The 20,781-nt window shown below is 44.7% G+C and carries 14 protein-coding genes and 2 tRNA genes; 12 read left to right on the top strand and 4 right to left on the bottom strand.

Going from position 1 to position 20,781, the window contains the following annotated elements; genetic code table 11:
• The first annotated feature begins 275 nt into the window (after nt 1-275).
• The 5 genes from ACR64G_RS03340 to argB all read left to right on the top strand — a co-directional run bounded on the left by ACR64G_RS03340 (nt 276) and on the right by argB (nt 7,273).
• Entirely contained in the window at nt 276-2,309 is a 2,034-nt protein-coding gene (locus tag ACR64G_RS03340) for a UvrD-helicase domain-containing protein (protein WP_435980114.1), read from the top strand.
• Nucleotides 2,310-2,360: 51 nt separating this feature from the next.
• Nucleotides 2,361-3,764: a magnesium transporter gene (gene mgtE, locus ACR64G_RS03335; RefSeq protein ID WP_435980113.1), complete on the top strand. Its 1,404-nt coding sequence runs from the start codon at nt 2,361-2,363 to the stop codon at nt 3,762-3,764.
• 28 nt (nt 3,765-3,792) lie between these two features.
• The gene (gene dut / locus ACR64G_RS03330) at nt 3,793-4,257 is read left to right on the top strand and encodes a dUTP diphosphatase (protein WP_435980112.1); all 465 of its coding nucleotides are present in this window, start codon (nt 3,793-3,795) and stop codon (nt 4,255-4,257) included.
• Nucleotides 4,258-4,316: 59 nt separating this feature from the next.
• Nucleotides 4,317-6,254, top strand: a complete 1,938-nt coding sequence (locus tag ACR64G_RS03325) for a phosphomannomutase (RefSeq protein ID WP_435980111.1) — start codon at nt 4,317-4,319, stop codon at nt 6,252-6,254.
• A 107-nt stretch (nt 6,255-6,361) separates the two neighbouring features.
• Nucleotides 6,362-7,273 (top strand): acetylglutamate kinase, encoded by a 912-nt coding sequence (gene argB / locus ACR64G_RS03320; RefSeq protein WP_435980110.1) that lies wholly within the window; start codon nt 6,362-6,364, stop codon nt 7,271-7,273.
• 95 nt (nt 7,274-7,368) lie between these two features.
• Here the strand turns inward: argB and ACR64G_RS03315 are convergent, their stop codons facing one another.
• Nucleotides 7,369-7,728: a hypothetical protein gene (locus ACR64G_RS03315; protein ID WP_435980109.1), complete on the bottom strand. Its 360-nt coding sequence runs from the start codon at nt 7,726-7,728 to the stop codon at nt 7,369-7,371.
• Nucleotides 7,729-7,827: 99 nt separating this feature from the next.
• The gene (locus ACR64G_RS03310) at nt 7,828-8,199 is read right to left on the bottom strand and encodes a Spx/MgsR family RNA polymerase-binding regulatory protein (RefSeq protein WP_435980108.1); all 372 of its coding nucleotides are present in this window, start codon (nt 8,197-8,199) and stop codon (nt 7,828-7,830) included.
• Between the two features lie 158 nt (nt 8,200-8,357).
• Between ACR64G_RS03310 and leuS the strand changes: the two genes are divergently transcribed.
• The 7 genes from leuS (at nt 8,358) to ACR64G_RS03275 (ending at nt 17,434) form a co-directional block, all read left to right on the top strand.
• Entirely contained in the window at nt 8,358-11,084 is a 2,727-nt protein-coding gene (leuS, locus tag ACR64G_RS03305) for a leucine--tRNA ligase (protein ID WP_435980107.1), read from the top strand.
• A gap of 70 nt (nt 11,085-11,154) precedes the next feature.
• Nucleotides 11,155-11,823: a hypothetical protein gene (locus ACR64G_RS03300; protein ID WP_435980106.1), complete on the top strand. Its 669-nt coding sequence runs from the start codon at nt 11,155-11,157 to the stop codon at nt 11,821-11,823.
• 30 nt (nt 11,824-11,853) lie between these two features.
• Entirely contained in the window at nt 11,854-12,885 is a 1,032-nt protein-coding gene (gene holA, locus ACR64G_RS03295) for a DNA polymerase III subunit delta (RefSeq protein ID WP_435980105.1), read from the top strand.
• A 265-nt stretch (nt 12,886-13,150) separates the two neighbouring features.
• Entirely contained in the window at nt 13,151-14,527 is a 1,377-nt protein-coding gene (locus tag ACR64G_RS03290; protein WP_435980104.1) for an efflux RND transporter periplasmic adaptor subunit, read from the top strand.
• Nucleotides 14,528-14,611: 84 nt separating this feature from the next.
• Nucleotides 14,612-16,606, top strand: a complete 1,995-nt coding sequence (locus tag ACR64G_RS03285) for a MacB family efflux pump subunit (RefSeq protein WP_435980103.1) — start codon at nt 14,612-14,614, stop codon at nt 16,604-16,606.
• A gap of 439 nt (nt 16,607-17,045) precedes the next feature.
• Nucleotides 17,046-17,121, top strand: a tRNA-Lys gene (locus ACR64G_RS03280).
• 237 nt (nt 17,122-17,358) lie between these two features.
• Nucleotides 17,359-17,434 (top strand) — tRNA-Lys (locus ACR64G_RS03275).
• An 81-nt stretch (nt 17,435-17,515) separates the two neighbouring features.
• On the opposite strand, the gene ACR64G_RS03270 is transcribed toward ACR64G_RS03275, so the two are convergent.
• Entirely contained in the window at nt 17,516-18,298 is a 783-nt protein-coding gene (locus ACR64G_RS03270) for an MBL fold metallo-hydrolase (protein WP_435980102.1), read from the bottom strand.
• 198 nt (nt 18,299-18,496) lie between these two features.
• Nucleotides 18,497-20,584, bottom strand: coding sequence for a catalase (locus ACR64G_RS03265; protein ID WP_435980101.1), 2,088 nt, complete (start codon nt 20,582-20,584; stop codon nt 18,497-18,499).
• Nucleotides 20,585-20,781: the final 197 nt, after the last annotated feature.

Genomic DNA, 20,781 nt, shown 5'->3' with positions numbered 1-20,781 from the left:
GTTAACCCACTAGACTGACATCATGTTGCTTAATTTTACTATTCTTTTTCGCATAATATCATCTCGCTATCTTTAGACCAAACCCCAAAAACTCATTCTTTTGCTTTATAATAACCCACCAGATTTTGCGCATATCTTGCTACTATTTGTCTTGCGTTACCATCAGGATAGCTCATTTTGTAGTTTTAGATAGGCTACTGCTCTGATTGAAGCTAAGCTGCGTTTATCCTTTTTGGTTTTGTACTATTTGTCACATTTTTTATGAAGGTCATCATATGAGTCAACTTAATCCTAGACAAAAAGAAGCCATGCTCTATGTATCAGGGCCGCTCTTGGTATTGGCAGGCGCAGGCTCAGGCAAGACCTCGGTTATTACCCGCAAAATTGCGTATCTTATCGAAGAATGCAACATGCCCGCTGAGCGCATTACGGCGGTGACCTTTACTAATAAAGCGGCGCGTGAGATGAAAGCGCGGGTCAGCAAGTTGATGCCCAGCGAAAAGACACGTGGATTGACGGTTTCAACCTTTCATCAGTTTGGCTTACAGTTTTTGCGTTATGAGCTGATGCATACGCCGCTCAAGGGTAACTTCTCTATCATGGACAGCGATGACAGCAAGCGTTTGCTGATGGAGCTTATGATGCGTGACAACCTATCAGGCGCTGAAAGTCGTGAGCTGGTGGGCAAAGCGATTAAGATGATTTCCGACTGGAAGAATGATCTGATCGAACCTGATAAAGCGATGGAGACCTTGGACGACCCAGAAGAGATGATTTTTGCGACTCTCTATGCTTTATACGAGCGTAACTTGCGAGCGTATAATGCGGTCGATTTTGATGATTTAATCGTACTGCCGACTAAAATCCTGCGTGAAAACCGCGAGCTGCGTGATAAATGGCAAAACCGTATTCGCTACTTGCTCGTTGATGAATATCAAGATACCAATACTGCTCAGTACGAGATGATTAAGTATCTGGTCGGGCCGCAAGGGCGTTTCACCGTCGTGGGTGATGACGATCAGTCAATCTACGCGTGGCGCGGCGCAAAACCTGAAAACATGGCGCTGCTCAAAGAAGACTTCCCTAAACTCAAAATCGTTATGCTTGAGCAAAACTATCGCTCGACCAGTCGTATTTTGACCTCTGCTAATGCGGTGATTACCAATAACGAGCATTTATTTGAAAAAAAGCTGTGGTCAGATAAAGGTCAAGGCGAAAAAATCCGTATTATCAATTGCCGTAACGATGATGACGAATCTGAGCGGGTGGCAAAAGAAATCATCACTCATAAACTGCGTTTTGGTAATGAGTGGGAGCAGTACGCGGTGCTCTATCGCAGCAACTTTCAAGCACGTATGCTAGAGGCACAACTGCGTCAATTACAGATACCTTATAAGCTATCGGGCGGTCAGTCGTTCTTTGCTCGTAGTGAGATCAAAGATATCATGGGCTACTTGCGCCTGATTCTAAACCCTGAGGATGATAGTGCGTTTTTGCGTATTATCAATACGCCCAAGCGCGGTATGGGACCTGCGACCCTTGAAAAATTAGGACTGTTCTCACAAGAGCATAGTATCTCACTACTCGCCTCTTGTACTCATGGTGGTCTGTCTCATGTATTGCCGAGCAAAGCTTATGGCACGCTCAAAGAGTTCGGCGACTTTATCGAGCACTATACTCGTGAGCTTGATCAGCACCCGGACCCCGTGCCAATCGTGCGTCAGATGATAGATGAGACGGGTTATATTGATTTTGTGCGTAGCGATGCTAAAACCCCGCAGCAAGAAAAAAACCGTATCGACAATATCGATATGCTCTATACCAGTATTCAATCGCTGATTAATCGCGCTGAAGAAGACGAAGATCGTACTATTGATACCATTATTCGCAAACTTGTTTTACTCGATATGCTCGAACAGCAGCAAGAAGAAGAAAATACCAATAAAGTAAACTTAATGACCTTGCATGCGGCTAAAGGTTTGGAGTTTGATTTTGTTTATATCATGGGATTGGAGGAAGAGATGCTACCGCATCGAAACTCCATCTTGAGCGAGACGGTTGAAGAAGAGCGGCGTTTGATGTATGTCGGCATTACCCGTGCGCGTCGTGAGCTGACATTAACCTTGGCAACGCAGCGCCGAGCTGGCGGGCAGATGCGCGTGACCTCAGAATCACGGTTTTTGGATGAGCTACCAGAGGATCATCTCGATTGGCCTGCCAAAGCCAAAAAGAAAAAAGCGACCAAAGATCCAGAGGCCGTTGCTGATGAGTATCTGGCTAATATTCGTGCGTTATTAGGCAACCGCTAAACGTTAGTGCATACCCTCTACTTTTGATAACTTTAACTTATTGGATTGATTATGCCTGCGACTACGCCAAATCCTAATCGTCAGACCACGCTACCAGTAGACTACAATCCGTTAGAGTATAGCGCTGAGTACAAGCTACTTTACCTTCAAGAGTTGGTCGCTGACAAGTCATATGACGCGATCACTGAGTTTTTGGCCAAGCAATCAGAATATGAGATTGCTAACCTATTAGAATCTTTTCCAACTCAAACTCGTCTGCTTATTTGGCAGCAGATACCGGAGGAGTTAAAGGGCGAAGTTCTAGCAGAGCTAGAGGTTGAGACGCGCCAGCCTTTGATGGAGAACATCTCCTCAAAGGAGATCTCCCTATTCACCCAAGACCTTGACGCGCAAGACATCTCTGAGATCTTAGAGACCGTCACCGATACCGTGCGTACCTCAGTAATGGCAACTTTGGATGAGGACATTCGCGTTCAGGTCAATAAGCTGGACACCTATGAGGATTGGGAAGTAGGCAGCTACATGGATCCAGATATCATTCAAGTCCGTGATGATATTAGTCTCTCGCACGTTCAGGACTGGCTACGTGCGGAGCAGGATTTACTTGATGATCAAAGCCAAGAGCTATTGGTTGTGGATCAAAGCCAGCAGCTGTTAGGTCTACTGAGTCTAGTAGATCTCATTAAACACAATCAAAACTTACTGGTTGCAGACTTTATTGATGCAGCAGTCACCATCAATGATCGTTTAGATATTCAGGATGCCGCCGCGATTTTTCGCTCAGAAGATATCCGTTATGCACCCGTTATCAATGACTTTGGCGAGCTGGTCGGACAATTAAATGGTGAGGACATCATGGAGATTATCCAAGATGATGTCGATAACACGATGAAAAGCCTCGCGGGTGTCAGTCAAGACGAAGAGCTATTCGCACCTATTTTAACCAGCGCCAAAAGCCGTAGCATATGGCTAGGTATCAATTTAGGTACCGCGCTCCTAGCCGCAGCAGTCATTGGACAATTCGAAGAGGTACTGGCGCAAGTGGTGGCACTAGCTATTCTTATGCCGGTTGTGGCGAGTATGGGCGGTATCGCAGGCTCACAGACGCTTACCGTGGTCATTCGTGGTATGGCTATGGGTCAGATCGGGGGCTCTAACCGTGTTTGGCTACTTAATAAAGAGCTGTGGGTGGGTGCGATAAACGGTATCATATGGGCGATAATCATGGCGTTTATCGCCCAATTGTGGTTTCATGACATCAGAATCAGTGGCGTGATTGGCTGTGCTATTGCTATCAACATGACCGCCGCCAATGTCTCTGGCATCAGTATTCCCTTGATGCTCAAACGCATGGATATCGACCCTGCGCTATCTGCTTCAGTCATTCTGACCACAGTGACTGATATTGTCGGCTTCCTGTCGTTTTTGGGCTTGGCCAGCGTGTTAATTCTATAAACTCTATGTATGAGAAAGTGAGCAAGTTATGCAAGCGGTACAAGTCAAAGTTTTGAATCCTAAACTGATAGAAGACAATATATTTTCACTGCCAACGCGCGCAACCGATGGCTCAGCAGGTATCGATCTGCGCGCCTGTATAGACGAGCCTTTGACGATTAAAGCAGGAACTACGCATCTGATTGGTACAGGGCTAGCCGTTTATATCGCTGATCCCAATTATGCAGGCATGATATTGCCACGCTCAGGATTGGGTCACAAATATGGTATTGTACTTGGTAACTTAGTCGGATTAATCGATGCCGACTATCAAGGTGAACTGATGGTCAGTATATGGAATCGTAGCGATGAGGATTTTGTCTTAAATCCTGCTGATCGTATGGCGCAGTATATTGTTGTGCCCGTTGTACGACCTGATTTTGAGATTGTCACTGAATTTGCTGATATCAGCGTGCGCGGCGCAGGCGGTTTTGGTCATTCAGGTCGTCGATAAAACCAGATCATTCGCGCTGTTTTTGGCATCAATAACAATAATAAGGAGACGTAGTAATTATGCAGCCCTTTGCTACGCAGCACTCCTTGTTTCGTGCCTATGACATTCGCGGCGATAAACAGTACTTTACCGCTGGTTTTATACAGGCACTAGGCGACGCTTTTTTTCGGCTATATACTCGTAACCCTACTAACTATTCTCACGACAAACCCGCCACGACTAACGAATTTTCCTCTCAATATCGAGCAAAAGAGACCACCGTTATCCTAGGTTTTGACGTGCGCTGCGGTAGCGAGTGTATTGCTGAAGCACTGGCAGAACGTCTACAACAACAAGGGCTTCAGGTCTTCTATTTGGGCCTTATCACCACGCCAATGATGGCATTTTGGACTGAGCAGTATAATGGTCATGGCATTATGGTGACTGCCAGTCATTCTCATAGAGACATTTTAGGTATTAAGTGGTTGTATGAGAATGCCTCTCCTAGTGAGGCCGCTATCAAAGCACTTTATCAAGACTTAGTATGCGCGGCGCCCAGAGAAGAGCTAACTCACTTAAACATACCTGTAAACAACTCACCTACTGTCATCAGCTTGCCTACTGATGCCGTAGCCGCACCCTACATCGAAACCATTAAGCGAGTATTTTCCGACATTTATAGCCATAAGTATAATCACAAAAACGCTAGTCAAAAAAACGCTAGTCCTGAAAACTCTGGTCACAAAAGAGTAGCGGCTAAGCAGTCTCTCAAGCAAAAGCTCGATATGACTGTCGTTATCGATTGTATGCATGGCGCAACCAGTCGCATTGCAGCGCCTCTATTCACAACATTTTGCCAGCGCGTTATTATTATTAACGACACCCCTGACGGTAGTTTTCCTATGGGCAACCCTGACCCTACTGAGGCCAATCGCTTAGCAGAGTTACAACAGATGGTCATTGTCAACCAAGCTGATATCGGCCTTGCTTTTGATGGTGATGGCGATCGGCTGATGATCGTTGATGATAGCGGAAAGGTTGTGATGTCAGATCATCTACTCTATTTATTGGCAAGGGTAGCAATTACTGAACGTCCAGAGTCTCGTCTTCATGAAATCGAACCAGCACATTATAATAAGAGCGGCGACCATTCTGTCAATAATAACGATATAGATGCTCGTACTGATACGAACAACGAGCGAACGCCGCAAGTGTTATTCGATGTCAAATGCTCACACCACCTGCCTGTTTTATTAGAAGCGTTGGGCGCCGCGCCTGTTATGAGTAGAACGGGCAGTGGTTTTATGCGGGAGCGACTTAGATCTTACGATAGTCACATTGTATTTGCAGGAGAGTTGTCCGGGCACTTTATCTTTAATGACGGTTATTTTACCGCTTATGATGATGCGATGTACGCAGGCTTGCGACTACTCCATTGGCTCGCTTATACCTCAGATCACAACCACACCTTGTCGCCTGCTTTTGATGCTTTGGGCACGCCGATAAACCTCTCCGACCTGTATCGTTTGACTGATATTACTAGCCAGCTACCCGATATAGTAATAACCTCAGACCACTATCTTCCTATGGCTACCGAGGTATCGACGGAGTGCTCCATCATAAAACGCTTGGCGACGCACTGTCACCATCTACAACGTTTAGTTCATACTTCTATTAGCGATAACCATTCTGTTGATCATAATAGTGAAGTTGAGAAAAACACTTCACACCCTTTAACGAAGTGCCTCGATACCTGCTGTTTACCATATGCGACCACCGCTCAAGCACAGCAATTATTACCAGAGGGTACACAGATAACCTGCATTGATGGGGTGCGTTTAGATTTTGCGCGCGGTTTTGGCGTACTACGTCAATCAAATACGAGCCAGAGTCTAACGGTGCGTTTTGCGGCAGATAGCACCACCGATCTTCAGAATATTCAAGCGCAATTCGTGGCTATTTGCGAGTGGATCGATCAAGACTTAGCGGAGCAAATTGCCGCCATTGATCCTGAATAATTATTTTGAATAACATTTTTAGTGAGTAACCCGTTTTATAATCAATAATTTTTTAATAAAAGTATTTCTGTACTTAAGATACTAACACTACATTTTAGGAGTTTATAATGTCTCTAAATTTGAATGATGCCAAAAATACTGCTGAGGTTTTAACTACAGCGCTGCCCTATATCCAGCGCTTCGTCGGTAAGCTCATCGTCGTCAAATACGGCGGTAATGCGATGACTGATCCCAAGCTTGAAAGCTCGTTTGCTCGTGATATTGTCTTGCTAAAGACCGTTGGTATGCACCCTGTCGTCGTCCATGGCGGCGGACCACAAGTCGATAATTTACTAAAAGAGCTCGGTCGTCAGTCTGAGCGTATCGACGGTATGCGCGTGACAGATAAGAGCACGATGGATATCGTAGAGATGGTGTTGGGCGGTAGCGTCAATAAATCTATTGTCAGCCTAATCAACAAACATGGCGGCAGCGCTATTGGGTTAACGGGCAAAGATGCCAACCTTATTCAAGCCAAAAAGCTAGTCATGAATAAAATGGGCGAAGATGGATCGCAAGTTCCTGTTGATTTGGGCTTCGTTGGTGATGTGGTCAGTGTCAATAAAGACGTCATTAATATGCTTATATCCTCCAATTTTATCCCTGTTATCGCACCGCTTGGGGTCGATAGCGAGGGCAACACTTATAATATCAATGCAGATCTAGTCGCAGGTAAAGTCGCTGAGTTTTTGCAAGCAGAAAAGCTGATGCTTTTAACCAATATAAAAGGTGTATTAGGCCGCGATGGTGAAGTGGTCACGGGTCTGACGCCTAAAAAGGTAGACGCACTTATCGATGATGGCACCATCTCAGGCGGCATGATTCCCAAAATTCAATGCGCGCTCGATGCGGTACGTAGCGGCGTCAAGAGCGCTGTTATTGTCGATGGTCGCGTCCCGCATGCCACACTACTTGAGATCTTTACCAATGAAGGTGTCGGCACCCTCATCAGCCGCGAAGTTGATTCAGCAATGAGCTAAACCACTAATATAAATATAAACGCATAAACGTAAAAGCCCAAGCTAATATTATCAGCTTGGGCTTTTTTATTGGTCTCAACTACTGCTATAACGAATTAATATGCACAGAACTCAACTGAGCTATGACTACTAGTGCCATATACTTTCATACGATGGTTGCCTTTACGCTCAGTGAAATACGAATTTTCATTGTCATAACGATCGCCACTCAGGCGCCCATTGGGTCCTGTAACGTAAGCCACGCTGATCTGATCGTCCCCAACGTTGCGAATAACCAGATTTTGATTGGCCATAAGCCACAAACGGAACTCTTTACCGTTTTTGATATTACCTGTAAAGCTGCCGCAATAACTGTTATCGGCAAAAGTAATTTTGGTCGAGGGCTCTGCCGCTTGTGCGTTCATTGTCATCAATGGTAGTGCTGCCAGCGTAGAGAGCAATAGTAACTTTTTCATGGTGTGGTCCTTGTCAGTTATGATTTATGAATAGCGAACTTTAATCTATAAAACTATTATAGATTAATAAACCCTAAAGCTGTACTTTTTAAGTGAAAACTAGTTTTGATGAAAAGCACTATCAAAAGCTTCTTCATCAAAGCCGCAAAGCAGTACTGAACGACCTGCAAATTGACCTTCTACTATAGGCCTTTTAATCATACTGGTATTTACGACTAGCAGATCAATCGCATCCTCGACTGTCGCATCAGCCGCTTGTTTTTGCTCATCGGTTAGTTTACGCCATGTCATCCCGCGCTTATTAAGCACTTTGTCTACTCCAAGCGCATCGACCCAGTGCTGTACGTCTATTTTATTTACACCCTGCTTTTTATAATCGTGAAAACTGTAGTCAACGCTCAATTCATCGAGTTTGGCAAACGCCTTTTTCATCGTGCTACAGGATTTAATACCGTAGATAGTAATAGTCATTGTGATTCCTTTATTTTCGTAGACTTTGTCAAAACTGACAGAGTGAGGCACTTATTTTCGATCAGTCTATTATTGCGCTGCCCCATCGCATTTTTAAGCGATTTGCGCTATTCTAGCGTATCTAAATTTTTATTAAAATATACAACTTTGAGCCAATTATGAACAACGCCGTGACAGCAGACCCAAGTAATACCAATCCTACAGATAGTCTTAACAATAGAGATAACGATAACAACCAGTATCAGCCGCAGCTTATAGAAGCACAGCAGCAGGCCAAATGGGCGACGGACAAGCGTTTCGAGGTGAGCAATGAGCCAAGCGACAAGCCTAGCCGTTATATGCTATCGATGTTCCCTTACCCTAGCGGTAAGCTGCACATGGGTCATGTGCGTAACTATACGATATCTGATGTACTCAGCCGCTATTACCGCCTAAAAGGTTTCGAGGTCATGCAACCTATGGGCTGGGACGGTTTTGGTTTACCTGCTGAGAACGCCGCGATTGCCAATAAAACCCCACCTGCCGAGTGGACGTTTGCTAATATCGAAAGCATGCGCGCGCAGCTTAAATTACTTGGTTTGTCGGTTGATTGGTCCCGCGAATTTGCCACTTGTAGCCCTGAGTACTATCAGTGGGAGCAGTGGTTGTTTTTGCAATTGTACAAAAAAGGCCTCGTGTACAAGAAGCTTGCGACTGTCAACTGGGATCCGGTTGACAATACAGTGCTAGCGAATGAGCAAGTCATCGATGGTAAAGGCTGGCGAAGTGGCGCGCCTGTTGAGAAGCGCGATATTCCGATGTACTACTTTAATATTACTAACTATGCAGATGAGTTGCTAGATGATTTAGATCAGCTAGAAGGTCACTGGCCAGCAGAAGTGCTGACCATGCAGCGCAACTGGATCGGTCGTAGTGCAGGTATGGAGGTACATTTTCCTTATCAGATCGAAGGTCAGGACAATACCTTAGATGTGTTTACGACCCGTCCTGATACTTTGATGGGTGTCACTTATGTTGCGGTTGCCGCCGAGCATCCACTAGCGCAGTATGCGGCTGAAAACGATGAAGTTATCGCGCAGTTCAACGCCTTATGCAAAAAAGGCTCTGTTGCCGAAGCGGATCTTGCCAAAGCCGAAAAGATCGGTATGGATACGGGGCTGACAGTGACGCATCCATTGACAGGTGAAAAAGTGCCTGTTTGGGTTGCCAATTACGTCTTGATGAGTTATGGCTCAGGCGCGGTTATGGCTGTGCCTGCCCACGACGAGCGCGATTATGAATTTGCGGTTAAATACGATCTCCCTATTAAGCAGGTCATCGATACCCCTGAGGGCTATTTTGATACCTTGAAGGCTGCTGCAGAAGCTGATGGCATCGATGTCAATCTAGCCTATACCGAGCGCAATACTTTGGTTAATTCAGGCGAATTTGATGGGTTAAATTTTGAGCAAGCGTTTGACGCTATGCTCGCAAAACTGGAGCCAAAAGAGCTTGCTAACAAAAAGATTCAGTACCGTTTGCGTGATTGGGGCGTCTCGCGTCAGCGCTATTGGGGCTGCCCTATTCCAATGGTCAATTGCGAGAATTGCGGTACGGTGCCTGTTGAAGAGCAGGACTTGCCTGTAGTATTGCCGACTGATGTTGTCCCTGATGGTCGCGGCAATCCACTCAAAAACATCCCAGAGTTTGTCAATACCAGCTGCCCTAAATGTGGTAATCCCGCTGAGCGTGAGACCGATACCTTTGATACTTTTGTTGAATCGAGCTGGTACTATGCCCGTTTTGCTAGTCCGAACGATGCGCAGAACATGGTCAACAAGTCAGCGGCGAATAAATGGTTGCCCGTCGATCAGTATGTGGGCGGTGTTGAACACGCGGTTATGCATCTGCTCTATGCCCGCTTTTTTCATAAGCTCATGCGCGACGAAAACTTAGTATCTGGTGATGAGCCCTTTGCTAATCTGATGACTCAAGGCATGGTGCTTGCGGGCACGTTTAACCGTGTCAATAGCGATGGCAGTACTACGTATTATTTCGCCGATGATGTCGATATCGACTACAACGAGCGCGGTCAACCGATCAAAGCGATTTTAAAAGCGGATGGCATGCCTGTGACCATCGGTAAAATAGAGAAAATGTCTAAGTCAAAAAATAACGGCGTTGATCCACAAACCACGATAGATCAGTATGGCGCAGACACGGTGCGCTTGTACACGCTATTTACCGCGCCTGCCGATCAAACCCTTGAATGGTCAGATGATGCCCTCAAAGGTCCTTATAATTTCGTCAAAAAAGTCTGGCGCATTGCAAATGATCATATGCAAGCTCTGACAGCTGCAAACTTAGATCTAAACACGCTCAACAATACTACGTTAACTGTTGATAGTTTGAGTAAAGAGGCCAAAAGTCTACGCCGTAAGACTCACGAAACGATTGGCAAAATTGACAATGATTTGGGCGAGCGCTTGGCGCTTAATACACCAGTATCAAGCCTTATGGAGCTCTCTAACGAGCTGGCAAGCTTTAGGGTAACTGGAGAGCAGGACTTACAAGTACAGCATGAAGCGCTTATTGATCTGCTTATTATGTTGTCGGTCTACGCGCCGCATGTTGGTGAGCACTTACTTGAGCAATTAGGGCTCGACACTCAAGCACTAGATTATCCTACTATCGATGCTAGCGCTTTAGTACAAGATACGATCACGATGGTCGTGCAAATCAATGGCAAAGTACGCGGTAGAATGGATGTAGCACCTAACAGCGATCCTGAAGCACTAAAAGTACAAGCTCGCGAGCTTGAAAGCGTTGCTAAATTCATTACCGGTCAAATCAAAAAAGAGATTGTCGTTCCTAATAAGCTGGTCAATATTGTCGTCGTTGGCTAAATGCTAAGTGTAGTCGATTCAATAGTGAACGCTCATAACCCTGCAAAATAGCACACAAGGATATAAGCTCATGCAAAAAAAAGGCAAAAATAAACTAGCGTCTGCACTTCTTGCCAGCTTACCGATGGTTGCTATGCTGGGAGCTGGCGCTAGTTTGAGTGGTTGCGGCTTTCAGTTGCGCGGTTATGAAGCGCCACTGCGTTTTGAAGCCCCTGAGACTGCTATTATTATTGAAGACAATCGCATCTCATTCCCACTTGAGCTACCGCTTACTCGTCGCCTAGAGGCTTTGGGCGTTACTGTTGTCGACGCTATGACCATCATTGAGAATTCAGGGGATATCACCAACGCTTCTAATCAAATCGCGACCATCGCTGTCAATAATGTGCGTTTTAGACGTTACGAGTTGGTGGGTGTTTTAACAGAGATTCGCTTGGTGCTGACGGCTGATGTTACCTATCAGACCACACATAACGGACAGCCCATTACCCTATCTAACCCGATTCAAGTGGAGCGCAGTTATCAGTACAATGAGGCCTCTGTCAGCACTGATGATCAACAAGGCAGTCAAATACGTGACTGGTTGTATGATAGCTTAGCGCGCCGCATTACCGATCAATACGTCGCTATTGGACTACCCAAAGTCGCGCCTGCCACTAATCAGGCAGCATCACGAGCGATAGAAAACTCTAGAACCCCTATCGTCATAACGCCAACTATAGTGACGCCTGACCCTTAAGTTTGCCCTTTTTAATAAATTGACCCCTTTATGCCAGAGTCCTTTATACAAGCCTATCCCAAACTATTGCAGCCTGATATTCAAGTTGCAGGGTTGTGGCTTGCGCATGGGGATGAGCCCTTACTTCATCAATGGCTTATAGATGCACTGCGTCCACAGTGGCGAGCACAAAATTATACGATCAAGCGTATAGAGCTCATATCAGTCAAAACCTGGCAAGAGGTATTATCGGAGCTTGGTAGTCAGTCCTTATTCGATGATGCCAGCGCAATAATTGTGACAGGCAATCATAAGCCTGATAGAACGGTTATTGCAGAATTAGAGCGTTTTGCGACGGACGCGCAAACGGGTGCGCATAGTAATAGCCTGCTCTGGCTGACACCAAAGCAAGACAAACGCGCGCAAAGTAGTAAATGGTTCACCCCTTTTGCCAAATACGGTTATATCATCGATTGTAACTTTTATGATGAACGGGCACGCCAGCAGTTATTACAGATTCAAGCTCAGCAGTTTGGTTTGAGATTATCACAAGACGCTTGGCAGCTACTCATGTCACATACTGAGCATCATCTACTTAGCGCCTATCAGACGCTATGGCGACTCTCATACCTCTTTGCACCAAAGCTAGCAGCAAATGCTGATGATGTCGCTCTAGACATTGGTGACTTGCAAGCAGCTTTGGTTAGCGATGCGCAGTTTAGTGTCTTTGATTTGTCAGACGCCATGCTAGCAGGCAACACCTCTCAAGTCGTCAAAATAATCTCTCAGCTCAAAGTGACTGATGAGCCAACGACCTTGGTACTTTGGGCGATTAGTAAAGATATGCGACTGGTTTTGGCATTAATGGATGGTCAAGACCCGCAGAGCTTAGGTATTTGGCGTAGCAAACAGAGCCTATATCAGCAAGCTTGCCGCCGTCAGTTAAGAGAAGCTACAGCAGCTTGGCCTGCTCTTTTATATCGCTCAGATCAGGCAATCAAAGGTCTGGTTCGTCAGCCTGCTTGGGAGCTATTATTACAGGCGGCACTTGAGCTATCAGGGCATAAACTGTTTGCGAGTTGATTATTTTGACAAAATCAATAGTGTATCCAGTCAAGTCCCCTTAATCATTAGATAAGTATATTTATTTAAAATCTCTGCATTTCTGCAATATAGTCTCTCTATCTTTCTCTATTCACAATTTAACTCGGTCATACATTTAGTCCGTTTTGTGTTACTGCGCCCTTAACCTTTCGCAAACTAATTACCGTTTCATTTTGGCAATAGAGCCTTTACTATAGCTATACCTCATAAGCTGTACCTGATATCACCGCAATCGGATTAAATCATGGCCAAACTGAAAAAGAAACCTGCTATCAAATGGGGCATTATTGCCTTAGTTGTCATTGCATTAGCGGCTTTAGCCTATTATTTTTTGAAGCCAGAAGCAGAAACTCCTAACTATCTGACGGCAAAAGCCGAGATTGGCGATATCGAGAACAACGTCATGGCCTCAGGGAAAGTCAAGGCTCTAAATACAGTCGATGTCGGCGCACAGGTATCAGGTGAAGTGACTCGGCTTTATGTCGAAGTAGGTGATGAGGTACAGCAAGGAGACTTAATCGCTCAAATTGATCAAGTGACGCAAAATAATAACTTGAGTAATGAGCAGGCAACCCTTGAACAAAGTGTTGCTGCTATCGAAAGCGCTAAGGCGGATACATTAAGCCGTCAAGCTGGTCTGAAGAGTGCACAAGCTGATCTTGCTAGTCGTCAATCGGCACTAAGACAAGCCCAATCAGACTTTTCACGCTTGCAAGGTTTGGTTGCTATCGATGCCATCTCCCAGCAGGAGTATGACACTCAGGCGACAAGTGTCGAAACCGCACAAGCAGCCGTTGCTAATGCGCGCGCCGCTATTGATACTGCCAAAGCCGCTATCGCTACTGCCGATGCTAATGTTAATAGTCAACAAGCTGCGCTACGTAAGTCGCAAACCAATGTCAATACGGCTAAAGAGGATCTGAGCTACACGACGATTCGCGCGCCAATATCAGGTACAGTCGTCTCAGTGACGACTGAACAGGGTACAACGGTTAACGCCAACCAAACCGCACCGACGATTGTGACTCTAGCTGATTTATCTACTGTCAGAATCAATGCGCAAATCTCTGAAGCCGATGTCATCAATGTGCGAGCAAACATGCCTGTTTATTTCAATGTTATTGGTAATCCTGATGAAAAATTTGATTCAACCCTAAAAGCGATTGAGCCTGCTCCAGAGACCATCAGCGATACGAGCTCCACCGATGCTGCCATTTATTACGTTGGCTATATCGAAGTTCCTAATACTCAGCGCCGCTTTCGCATTGATATGACGGCACAAGTTTATATTGTTATCAATGAAGCTAAAAACGCTTTACTTATCCCTTCTGCAGCATTACAAACAGGTGCGCCTAATGCATCGGCGCGTAACAGTGACACCCTTCCCCCAAATACGGTTCAAGAGAGCGCTCAAGGTGTACAGAACAGCACTCCAAATGCTACTACAGCGATGGTACGCGTGCTTAAAGCTGAGGGTGAAGTCGTCGAACAAACGGTTACTGTCGGTATCAACAATAGAGTTAACGCGCAAATCTTAAGCGGTTTAAAAGCCGGTGATGAAGTTATCTTAAGTGAAGAAGATCCAAATGGCGGTAGTCGAGGTGGTGGACGTCCCTTTTAATCAGAGACATTAGCAATGAGATATCAGCGACGAGCTGTGAGCAAGCACTTTTTGAGTGATAGATTAATATAGGCAATGGTGTAAATGGATACTAAGTCTCTTATCGTAGATACCACAGCAGACGTTCCATTAATGCAAGTTAAGGGACTGATCAAAGAGTTTAGAGCGGGTGAACAAACGATTCGCGTGCTACACGATATAGACTTGACTATCAATCAAGGTGAGATGGTCGCAATCATCGGGCAGTCAGGTTCTGGCAAGTCCACTTTGATGAATATTTTGGGCTGCTTAGATCAAGCTAGTGCTGGCGACTATAAAATATTTGGTAAATCAGTGAGTAAACTCGATGCAGATGAGCTTGCAGAGCTACGCCGTGAGCACTTTGGTTTCATTTTCCAGCGTTATCATTTATTAGGCGATATTAGTGCTCAAGACAACGTCTCTGTACCTGCTGTATACGCTGGTATGGATGGGCAGGCACGCAGCGATCGCGCCGAAAAATTGCTTTCAGATCTGGGACTAGCAGACAAGATTCGCAATCGTCCTAATCAGCTCTCTGGTGGTCAACAGCAACGGGTCTCTATTGCTCGCGCCCTTATGAATGGCGGCGATATTATCTTAGCGGATGAGCCGACTGGTGCACTAGACAGTAAGTCTGGCGATGATGTCATGCAAATTTTGCATGATCTAAAAGCTCAAGGTCATACCATCATTATGGTAACGCACGATCCCAATTTAGCCGAGCAAGCTGAACGTGTGATCGAGCTAAAAGATGGTTACAAGATTGCGGATTATAAGACAGAGCACTACAACCCAACGAACACTCAACCCGAGCCTATTCTCGATCAACATCGAAAAAGTGCTTTTGGTAGCTTTATCGACCGCTTATTTGAAGCTTTCAAAATGTCGTTGCTAGCGATGCGCGCTCATAAGATGCGTACCTTGCTCACTATGTTAGGTATTATTATTGGTATCGCCTCTGTTGTTTCAGTTGTGGGACTGGGTAAAGGCTCACAAGAGCAGATACTATCTAATATTAGCTCACTAGGTACCAATACGATTACTGTCTCTGACGGCTATCCTTACGGCGACCCTAGACGAAGTTTTGCGGATGATAACTTAACCCCAGATGATGCACAGGCGGTTGCCGATCAGCCTTATGTCATCAGTGTTAGTCCGCAGCTCGACAGCAACTTAAGTGTGCGCTACCGCAATGTACAAGAAGCCGCTTCCGTTAGTGGCGTAGGCAAAGACTATTTTGACGTTAATGGTGAGAGCTTAGCCCTAGGTCAAGGATTTGATGAGCAAAGTATCTCGCGGCGTACACAAGACGTTGTCATCGATAATAGTGCTTTGACTACTTTTTTTCCAGATAACGCTAATCCTATTGGCGAAGTTGTTCTTATCGGTAGTGTTCCTGGTCGTATCGTTGGAGTGCTCGAAGAAAATAATAGTGGTTTTAGAAATACAGATACACCAACATTCTATATGCCTTATACGACGATGATGTCACGATTGGTTGGGGGCACAAATATAGAAAGTTTTGTGGCGCTTATTGATAATAATATATCGTCCACTGCTGCTGAATCTGCTATTTCTACCTTGATGATTGGTCGACATGGCACTGATGATTTTCGGATACGAAATTCAGACTCCATTCGTGAAACTATTGAGTCGACGACGACCGCCTTAACCTTACTCATCTCAGCTATCGCAGTTATTGCATTGGTAGTTGGTGGTATTGGTGTGATGAATATTATGCTAGTGTCTGTGACTGAACGCACCAATGAGATTGGTGTACGCATGGCAGTTGGTGCACGCCAAAACGATATTTTGCAACAGTTCTTAATCGAGGCTGTATTGGTTTGTATTTTGGGCGGATTATTAGGCATTGGCTTAGCATTCGCTATAGGCGAGCTGATCAATAGCGTTGGCGGTGATAGCTTCAAAGTTATCTACTCTCCTACCTCTATCATAGCGGCCTTTATCTGCTCAACGCTAATTGGTATCATTTTTGGCTTCTTGCCTGCCCGTAACGCCGCCAGACTTGATCCTGTTGAAGCACTGTCTAGAGATTGATAGTCTACCTGTTAAGGTGTTTAGCTTGACTAAAGCTACAGCGAAGTAAATAGCCTATAAATTTGAAACTCGTTGTCTAGTTTACTTAGGAATCACCTTTTTTTGCGGTCTTGGGGTTGTATTTATCCCAATAATATATATAATGTGCTCTCACGTTTAGGGATAGAATATCTCTGGGTGTGAGTTAGAAAATTCATATTACAAATGAGCAGGTATTCGTTTGTGAACTGATTTTTTTAATGAGATATCGTCAAGTTGTAAGAAATTTACCTTCAAGTAAATTATTCTTGCGAAGCTAAAATTGCAGTGTGTTAGTTCTAAACCTAGTTTGGATATATAGCTTTTAGAATTTTTAACATTTAGTGTTTTACATAATTTTCCTTTAAGGAAATTATTCTTGCGAAGCTAAAATTGCAGTGCAATTTTTTAACGCTTCTCAGGGCCGATAGCTCAGTTGGTAGAGCAGTTGACTTTTAATCAATTGGTCCCGCGTTCGAGTCGCGGTCGGCCCACCATTTTAGTAGTATGCTTGTTATTTGTTCTGCCCTATCCGGTAGTTGATTAATGAGTCGTAAAGGCATCGTCAAGGTGTTGAGTTTTACATAATTTCCCTTTAAGGAAATTATTCTTGCGAAGCTAAAATTGCAGTGTGTTAGTTCTAAACCTAGTTTGGATATATAGCTTTTAGAATTTACGACAATGTAAATTCTCTTGCGCTCGGACGAAGCAGTGCTTCGTTTTATCCTCGCTCAGGGCCGATAGCTCAGTTGGTAGAGCAGTTGACTTTTAATCAATTGGTCCCGCGTTCGAGTCGCGGTCGGCCCACCATATACCAAAAGCCCAGCCATTACTTATAATGGCTGGGCTTTTTTATTGCTTAAATTCGATTGTTATGGATAGCTATGTTGACTAAGGGGTTTTAACCCTCTTTCGTGCAAACCTAGAGTTTACTACAGCGGTACTCAAAACGCTCCTCAACGAGGTCTTACGCGGTTTACGTGGCGCTCTATCCATCAAACGATCAAAATCCTTGTCGCAAATTTTAGCTCGCTTATCATGTGCTAGTAAGATAATTTCTGGCTGCAAGGCTTTGACCTTGTTTAGTGAGGCGCGGTAAGCATGAGGTAAGGTGATTAGATACGGAGATACAAATTTATCTCTGATAATTAATATTAGATCTGCTGTATAGGCCTGTTTAGTTTGCGCATGCCACAACGACAAGTCGCGATCAGTATGGCCTGGTGTTTCTAGAACGGTCCAATCCTCAAAGCTCGGTATAGGGTCGCCATCTTGTACTTCAACATCGACTTTTAATATAGGATTATACCAAACGTTAGCGACTGACTTTCCTTGTCTACTAGCCACGTAATAAGTCAGTCCCAGATCGTTCAAATGCGATAGTCTACCCAAAATACCTTGGTACCACGCTTTTTTGGATTTTGCACTGACTATTAGGCATCCTGTTTTTTGTTTTAATAATTCAGCACCACCAGCATGATCAGGATGCATATGGGTAACCATTACAGTTTTGAGTTGCGCAACTGGACGCTCTAAAACTTCAGTAATGTATGTCAAAATATTATCAACATCACATCTACACCCTGAGTCTAGCAATAATAACTTATCAGGGTACACGGCAATATAAGTGGTCTGAATATAGCCTTCAATCGCCACAATGTTCATTAAATCCATTATCTAACCCTATGCCTGACTCAATCAGGCTACTTATATCATCAAATGCAGTCCCCCTATTATAACCCTCGCTTTTCAATAGTCAGTGACATTCAGTGAACGCTTGTGACTATACTATTGAGCAGATAAAAATTTAGCCTTACAAAAGCAAAAAACCCAGCACTCAGGCTGGGTTTCTATATATTAAAATAAGTTCAATTAAGCGAGGTCACGTACCTTTGGCTCACGCTCCCACAGACGAGTTTTGGCGTTTTCGATAAAGCCATCAACATCATCAAGCGGGGTAACAAATGCGTCTTTTTCAATCGGCAGTTTACTCAATATATGTTCTTTAGTTGCAGGGCAATAGGCGATGGCTTTGCAATGTGCATAAGCATCGGTGAACCAGTCTAATGCAGCGCTGTCTTTTGCAAGCTTTTTAGCTGGTGGATGCATAATAATGCTTACAATAGCGTCAAACAGCACTGAGGGACCACCAGCGAGACGCTCGTCAGCTTGTATACGAGTGCCATCATCTAACTTGACTTCTTTATTTGGTGAAACAATCTTGACACTAGCACCAGCAGCGACAGCTGCTTTTTCGAACTTCTCAATTTCACTGTGGCTAGATCCTTCAGCTACCAAAATTCCGACTAGACGACCTTTGAGAGTCTTAGGTGATAGACCAATAGTCTGAACCGCTTTTGAGATATTCATATCTAGTACTGGTGCTGCTGGATCAGCCGCTTTTGGTAGCTCCATACCGAGCGCTGTAGCAACACGATTTGCCAAATCTTCATCGATATTAAGCAAATGACTAAGCGTACGCACTCGCACGTGGGCGGTGTCTACTTTACCGAGCTCAAATGCATAGGCGGAAGCGATATGAGCTTGTCCCGCTGAGGTTTGACTACGATAGAACATGCGAGGTTGGCTATAATGGTCTGCAAAGCTTTCAGCACGTACGCGACCTTTGACGCCATCATCTAAGCGCTCAGCGTATGACTCAAAACCCTTTTTAACGCTTTCGCGTGGGCGCGTTGGATCTAAGCTTTGTGGCTCATACAGTACACGAGTCTTTGGCACTTGCATTTGCATATGACCATCTTGTTGGTTATTAGCAAACGGACATTTTGGCGCATTAATAGGAATTTGTGCGAAGTTTGGTGAACCCAAACGTGAAAGCTGCGTATCTAAGTAGCTAAATAAGCGACCTTGTAGTAATGGGTCATTACTAAAATCAATACCGGGGGGTAGATGTGATGGACAAAAGGCCACTTGTTCGGTTTCTGCAAAAAAGTTATCAACATTACGGTTTAATACCATCTTACCAATAATCTTGACAGGTACAGTTTCCTCAGGAATAAGCTTGGTCGCATCTAAATGATCAAATGGAAAATCGTTGGCTTCTTCCTCTGTAAAGAGCTGAACCCCAAACTCCCACTCTGGATAATCTTCATTGTCGATAGCTTCATATAGATCACGGCGATGATAATCAGGATCAGCGCCTGAGATTTTTACTGCTTCATCCCACGTTGTTGATTGAACACCGAGTACTGGTTTCCAGTGAAAACGAACAAAGGTACTTTTGCCGTCTTTGTCTAGAAGACGATAACTATGAATACCAAACCCTTCCATCATACGCAAGCTACGAGGCAATCCACGGTCACTCATCAGCCAGATTAGATTATGCATGGTCTCAGGACTAAGAGACACAAAATCCCAAAAAGTATCATGAGCAGATGCCGCTTGCGGAAAACCGCGATCTGGCTCAGGCTTGACCGCATGGATCAAATCTGGGAACTTGATAGCGTCTTGGATAAAGAAGATCGGCATATTATTACCGACGATATCCCAATTACCCTCTTCGGTATACACTTTTACCGAGAACCCGCGTACATCACGTGGCGTATCTTTTGAGCCTTTATTACCAGCAACGGTAGAAAAACGCGTAAAGAGCGGTGTTTGCTTACCAGTCTCGGTCAAAATTTTAGCGGTCGTATATTCTTCTAGTGATTCAGTCAGTTCAAAGTAGCCGTGCGCAGCACTACCGCGAGCATGAACGATACGCTCTGGGATACGCTCATGATCAAAGTGGTTGATCTTTTCGCGAAGGACAAAGTCTTCTAGGAGCGTTGGGCCACGGCTACCCGCTTTTAGTGAATTTTGGTTGTCTGCGATAACGACGCCTTGCTGAGTCGTCAAAGCTTTGGTGTCCTCACCTGCGCGCTGGTGCGTCTCGCCACCATTTCCGCGCGTAGGGTTCATGTCGTTTGCAGGGTCTGTATGATCTATATTGGTTTTCATTGGGCGTCCTAGATTTTTTGGTTTTCAGTTAATGATATGCTTTAAGAAGAGCGACCACTAATAGTACCCAAAAAACATAGTCGATACATAGGTTACCTTGTTGATATTTAGTTAACTTTTGCACTGTTTAGGGATTATTTTTGACCAGTTCTATCTTAAACGTATATTAATAACTCGCGCTTGTAATGTAGCTATTC

Source organism: Psychrobacter sp. DM4 (assembly GCF_051307035.1).
Classification (GTDB): Bacteria; Pseudomonadota; Gammaproteobacteria; order Pseudomonadales; family Moraxellaceae; genus Psychrobacter.
This window is presented reverse-complemented; position numbering and strand designations above follow the sequence as displayed.

Excerpts from the sequence above, each read along its gene's own strand:
- ACR64G_RS03340 (WP_435980114.1), top strand. The coding sequence starts at position 276 with ATGAGTCAACTTAATCCTAGACAAAAAGAAGCCATGCTCTATGTATCA.
- mgtE (WP_435980113.1), top strand. The coding sequence starts at position 2,361 with ATGCCTGCGACTACGCCAAATCCTAATCGTCAGACCACGCTACCAGTA.
- dut (WP_435980112.1), top strand. The coding sequence starts at position 3,793 with ATGCAAGCGGTACAAGTCAAAGTTTTGAATCCTAAACTGATAGAAGAC.
- ACR64G_RS03325 (WP_435980111.1), top strand. The coding sequence starts at position 4,317 with ATGCAGCCCTTTGCTACGCAGCACTCCTTGTTTCGTGCCTATGACATT.
- argB (WP_435980110.1), top strand. The coding sequence starts at position 6,362 with ATGTCTCTAAATTTGAATGATGCCAAAAATACTGCTGAGGTTTTAACT.
- ACR64G_RS03315 (WP_435980109.1), bottom strand. The coding sequence starts at position 7,728 with ATGAAAAAGTTACTATTGCTCTCTACGCTGGCAGCACTACCATTGATG.
- ACR64G_RS03310 (WP_435980108.1), bottom strand. The coding sequence starts at position 8,199 with ATGACTATTACTATCTACGGTATTAAATCCTGTAGCACGATGAAAAAG.
- leuS (WP_435980107.1), top strand. The coding sequence starts at position 8,358 with ATGAACAACGCCGTGACAGCAGACCCAAGTAATACCAATCCTACAGAT.
- ACR64G_RS03300 (WP_435980106.1), top strand. The coding sequence starts at position 11,155 with ATGCAAAAAAAAGGCAAAAATAAACTAGCGTCTGCACTTCTTGCCAGC.
- holA (WP_435980105.1), top strand. The coding sequence starts at position 11,854 with ATGCCAGAGTCCTTTATACAAGCCTATCCCAAACTATTGCAGCCTGAT.
- ACR64G_RS03290 (WP_435980104.1), top strand. The coding sequence starts at position 13,151 with ATGGCCAAACTGAAAAAGAAACCTGCTATCAAATGGGGCATTATTGCC.
- ACR64G_RS03285 (WP_435980103.1), top strand. The coding sequence starts at position 14,612 with ATGGATACTAAGTCTCTTATCGTAGATACCACAGCAGACGTTCCATTA.
- ACR64G_RS03270 (WP_435980102.1), bottom strand. The coding sequence starts at position 18,298 with ATGGATTTAATGAACATTGTGGCGATTGAAGGCTATATTCAGACCACT.
- ACR64G_RS03265 (WP_435980101.1), bottom strand. The coding sequence starts at position 20,584 with ATGAAAACCAATATAGATCATACAGACCCTGCAAACGACATGAACCCT.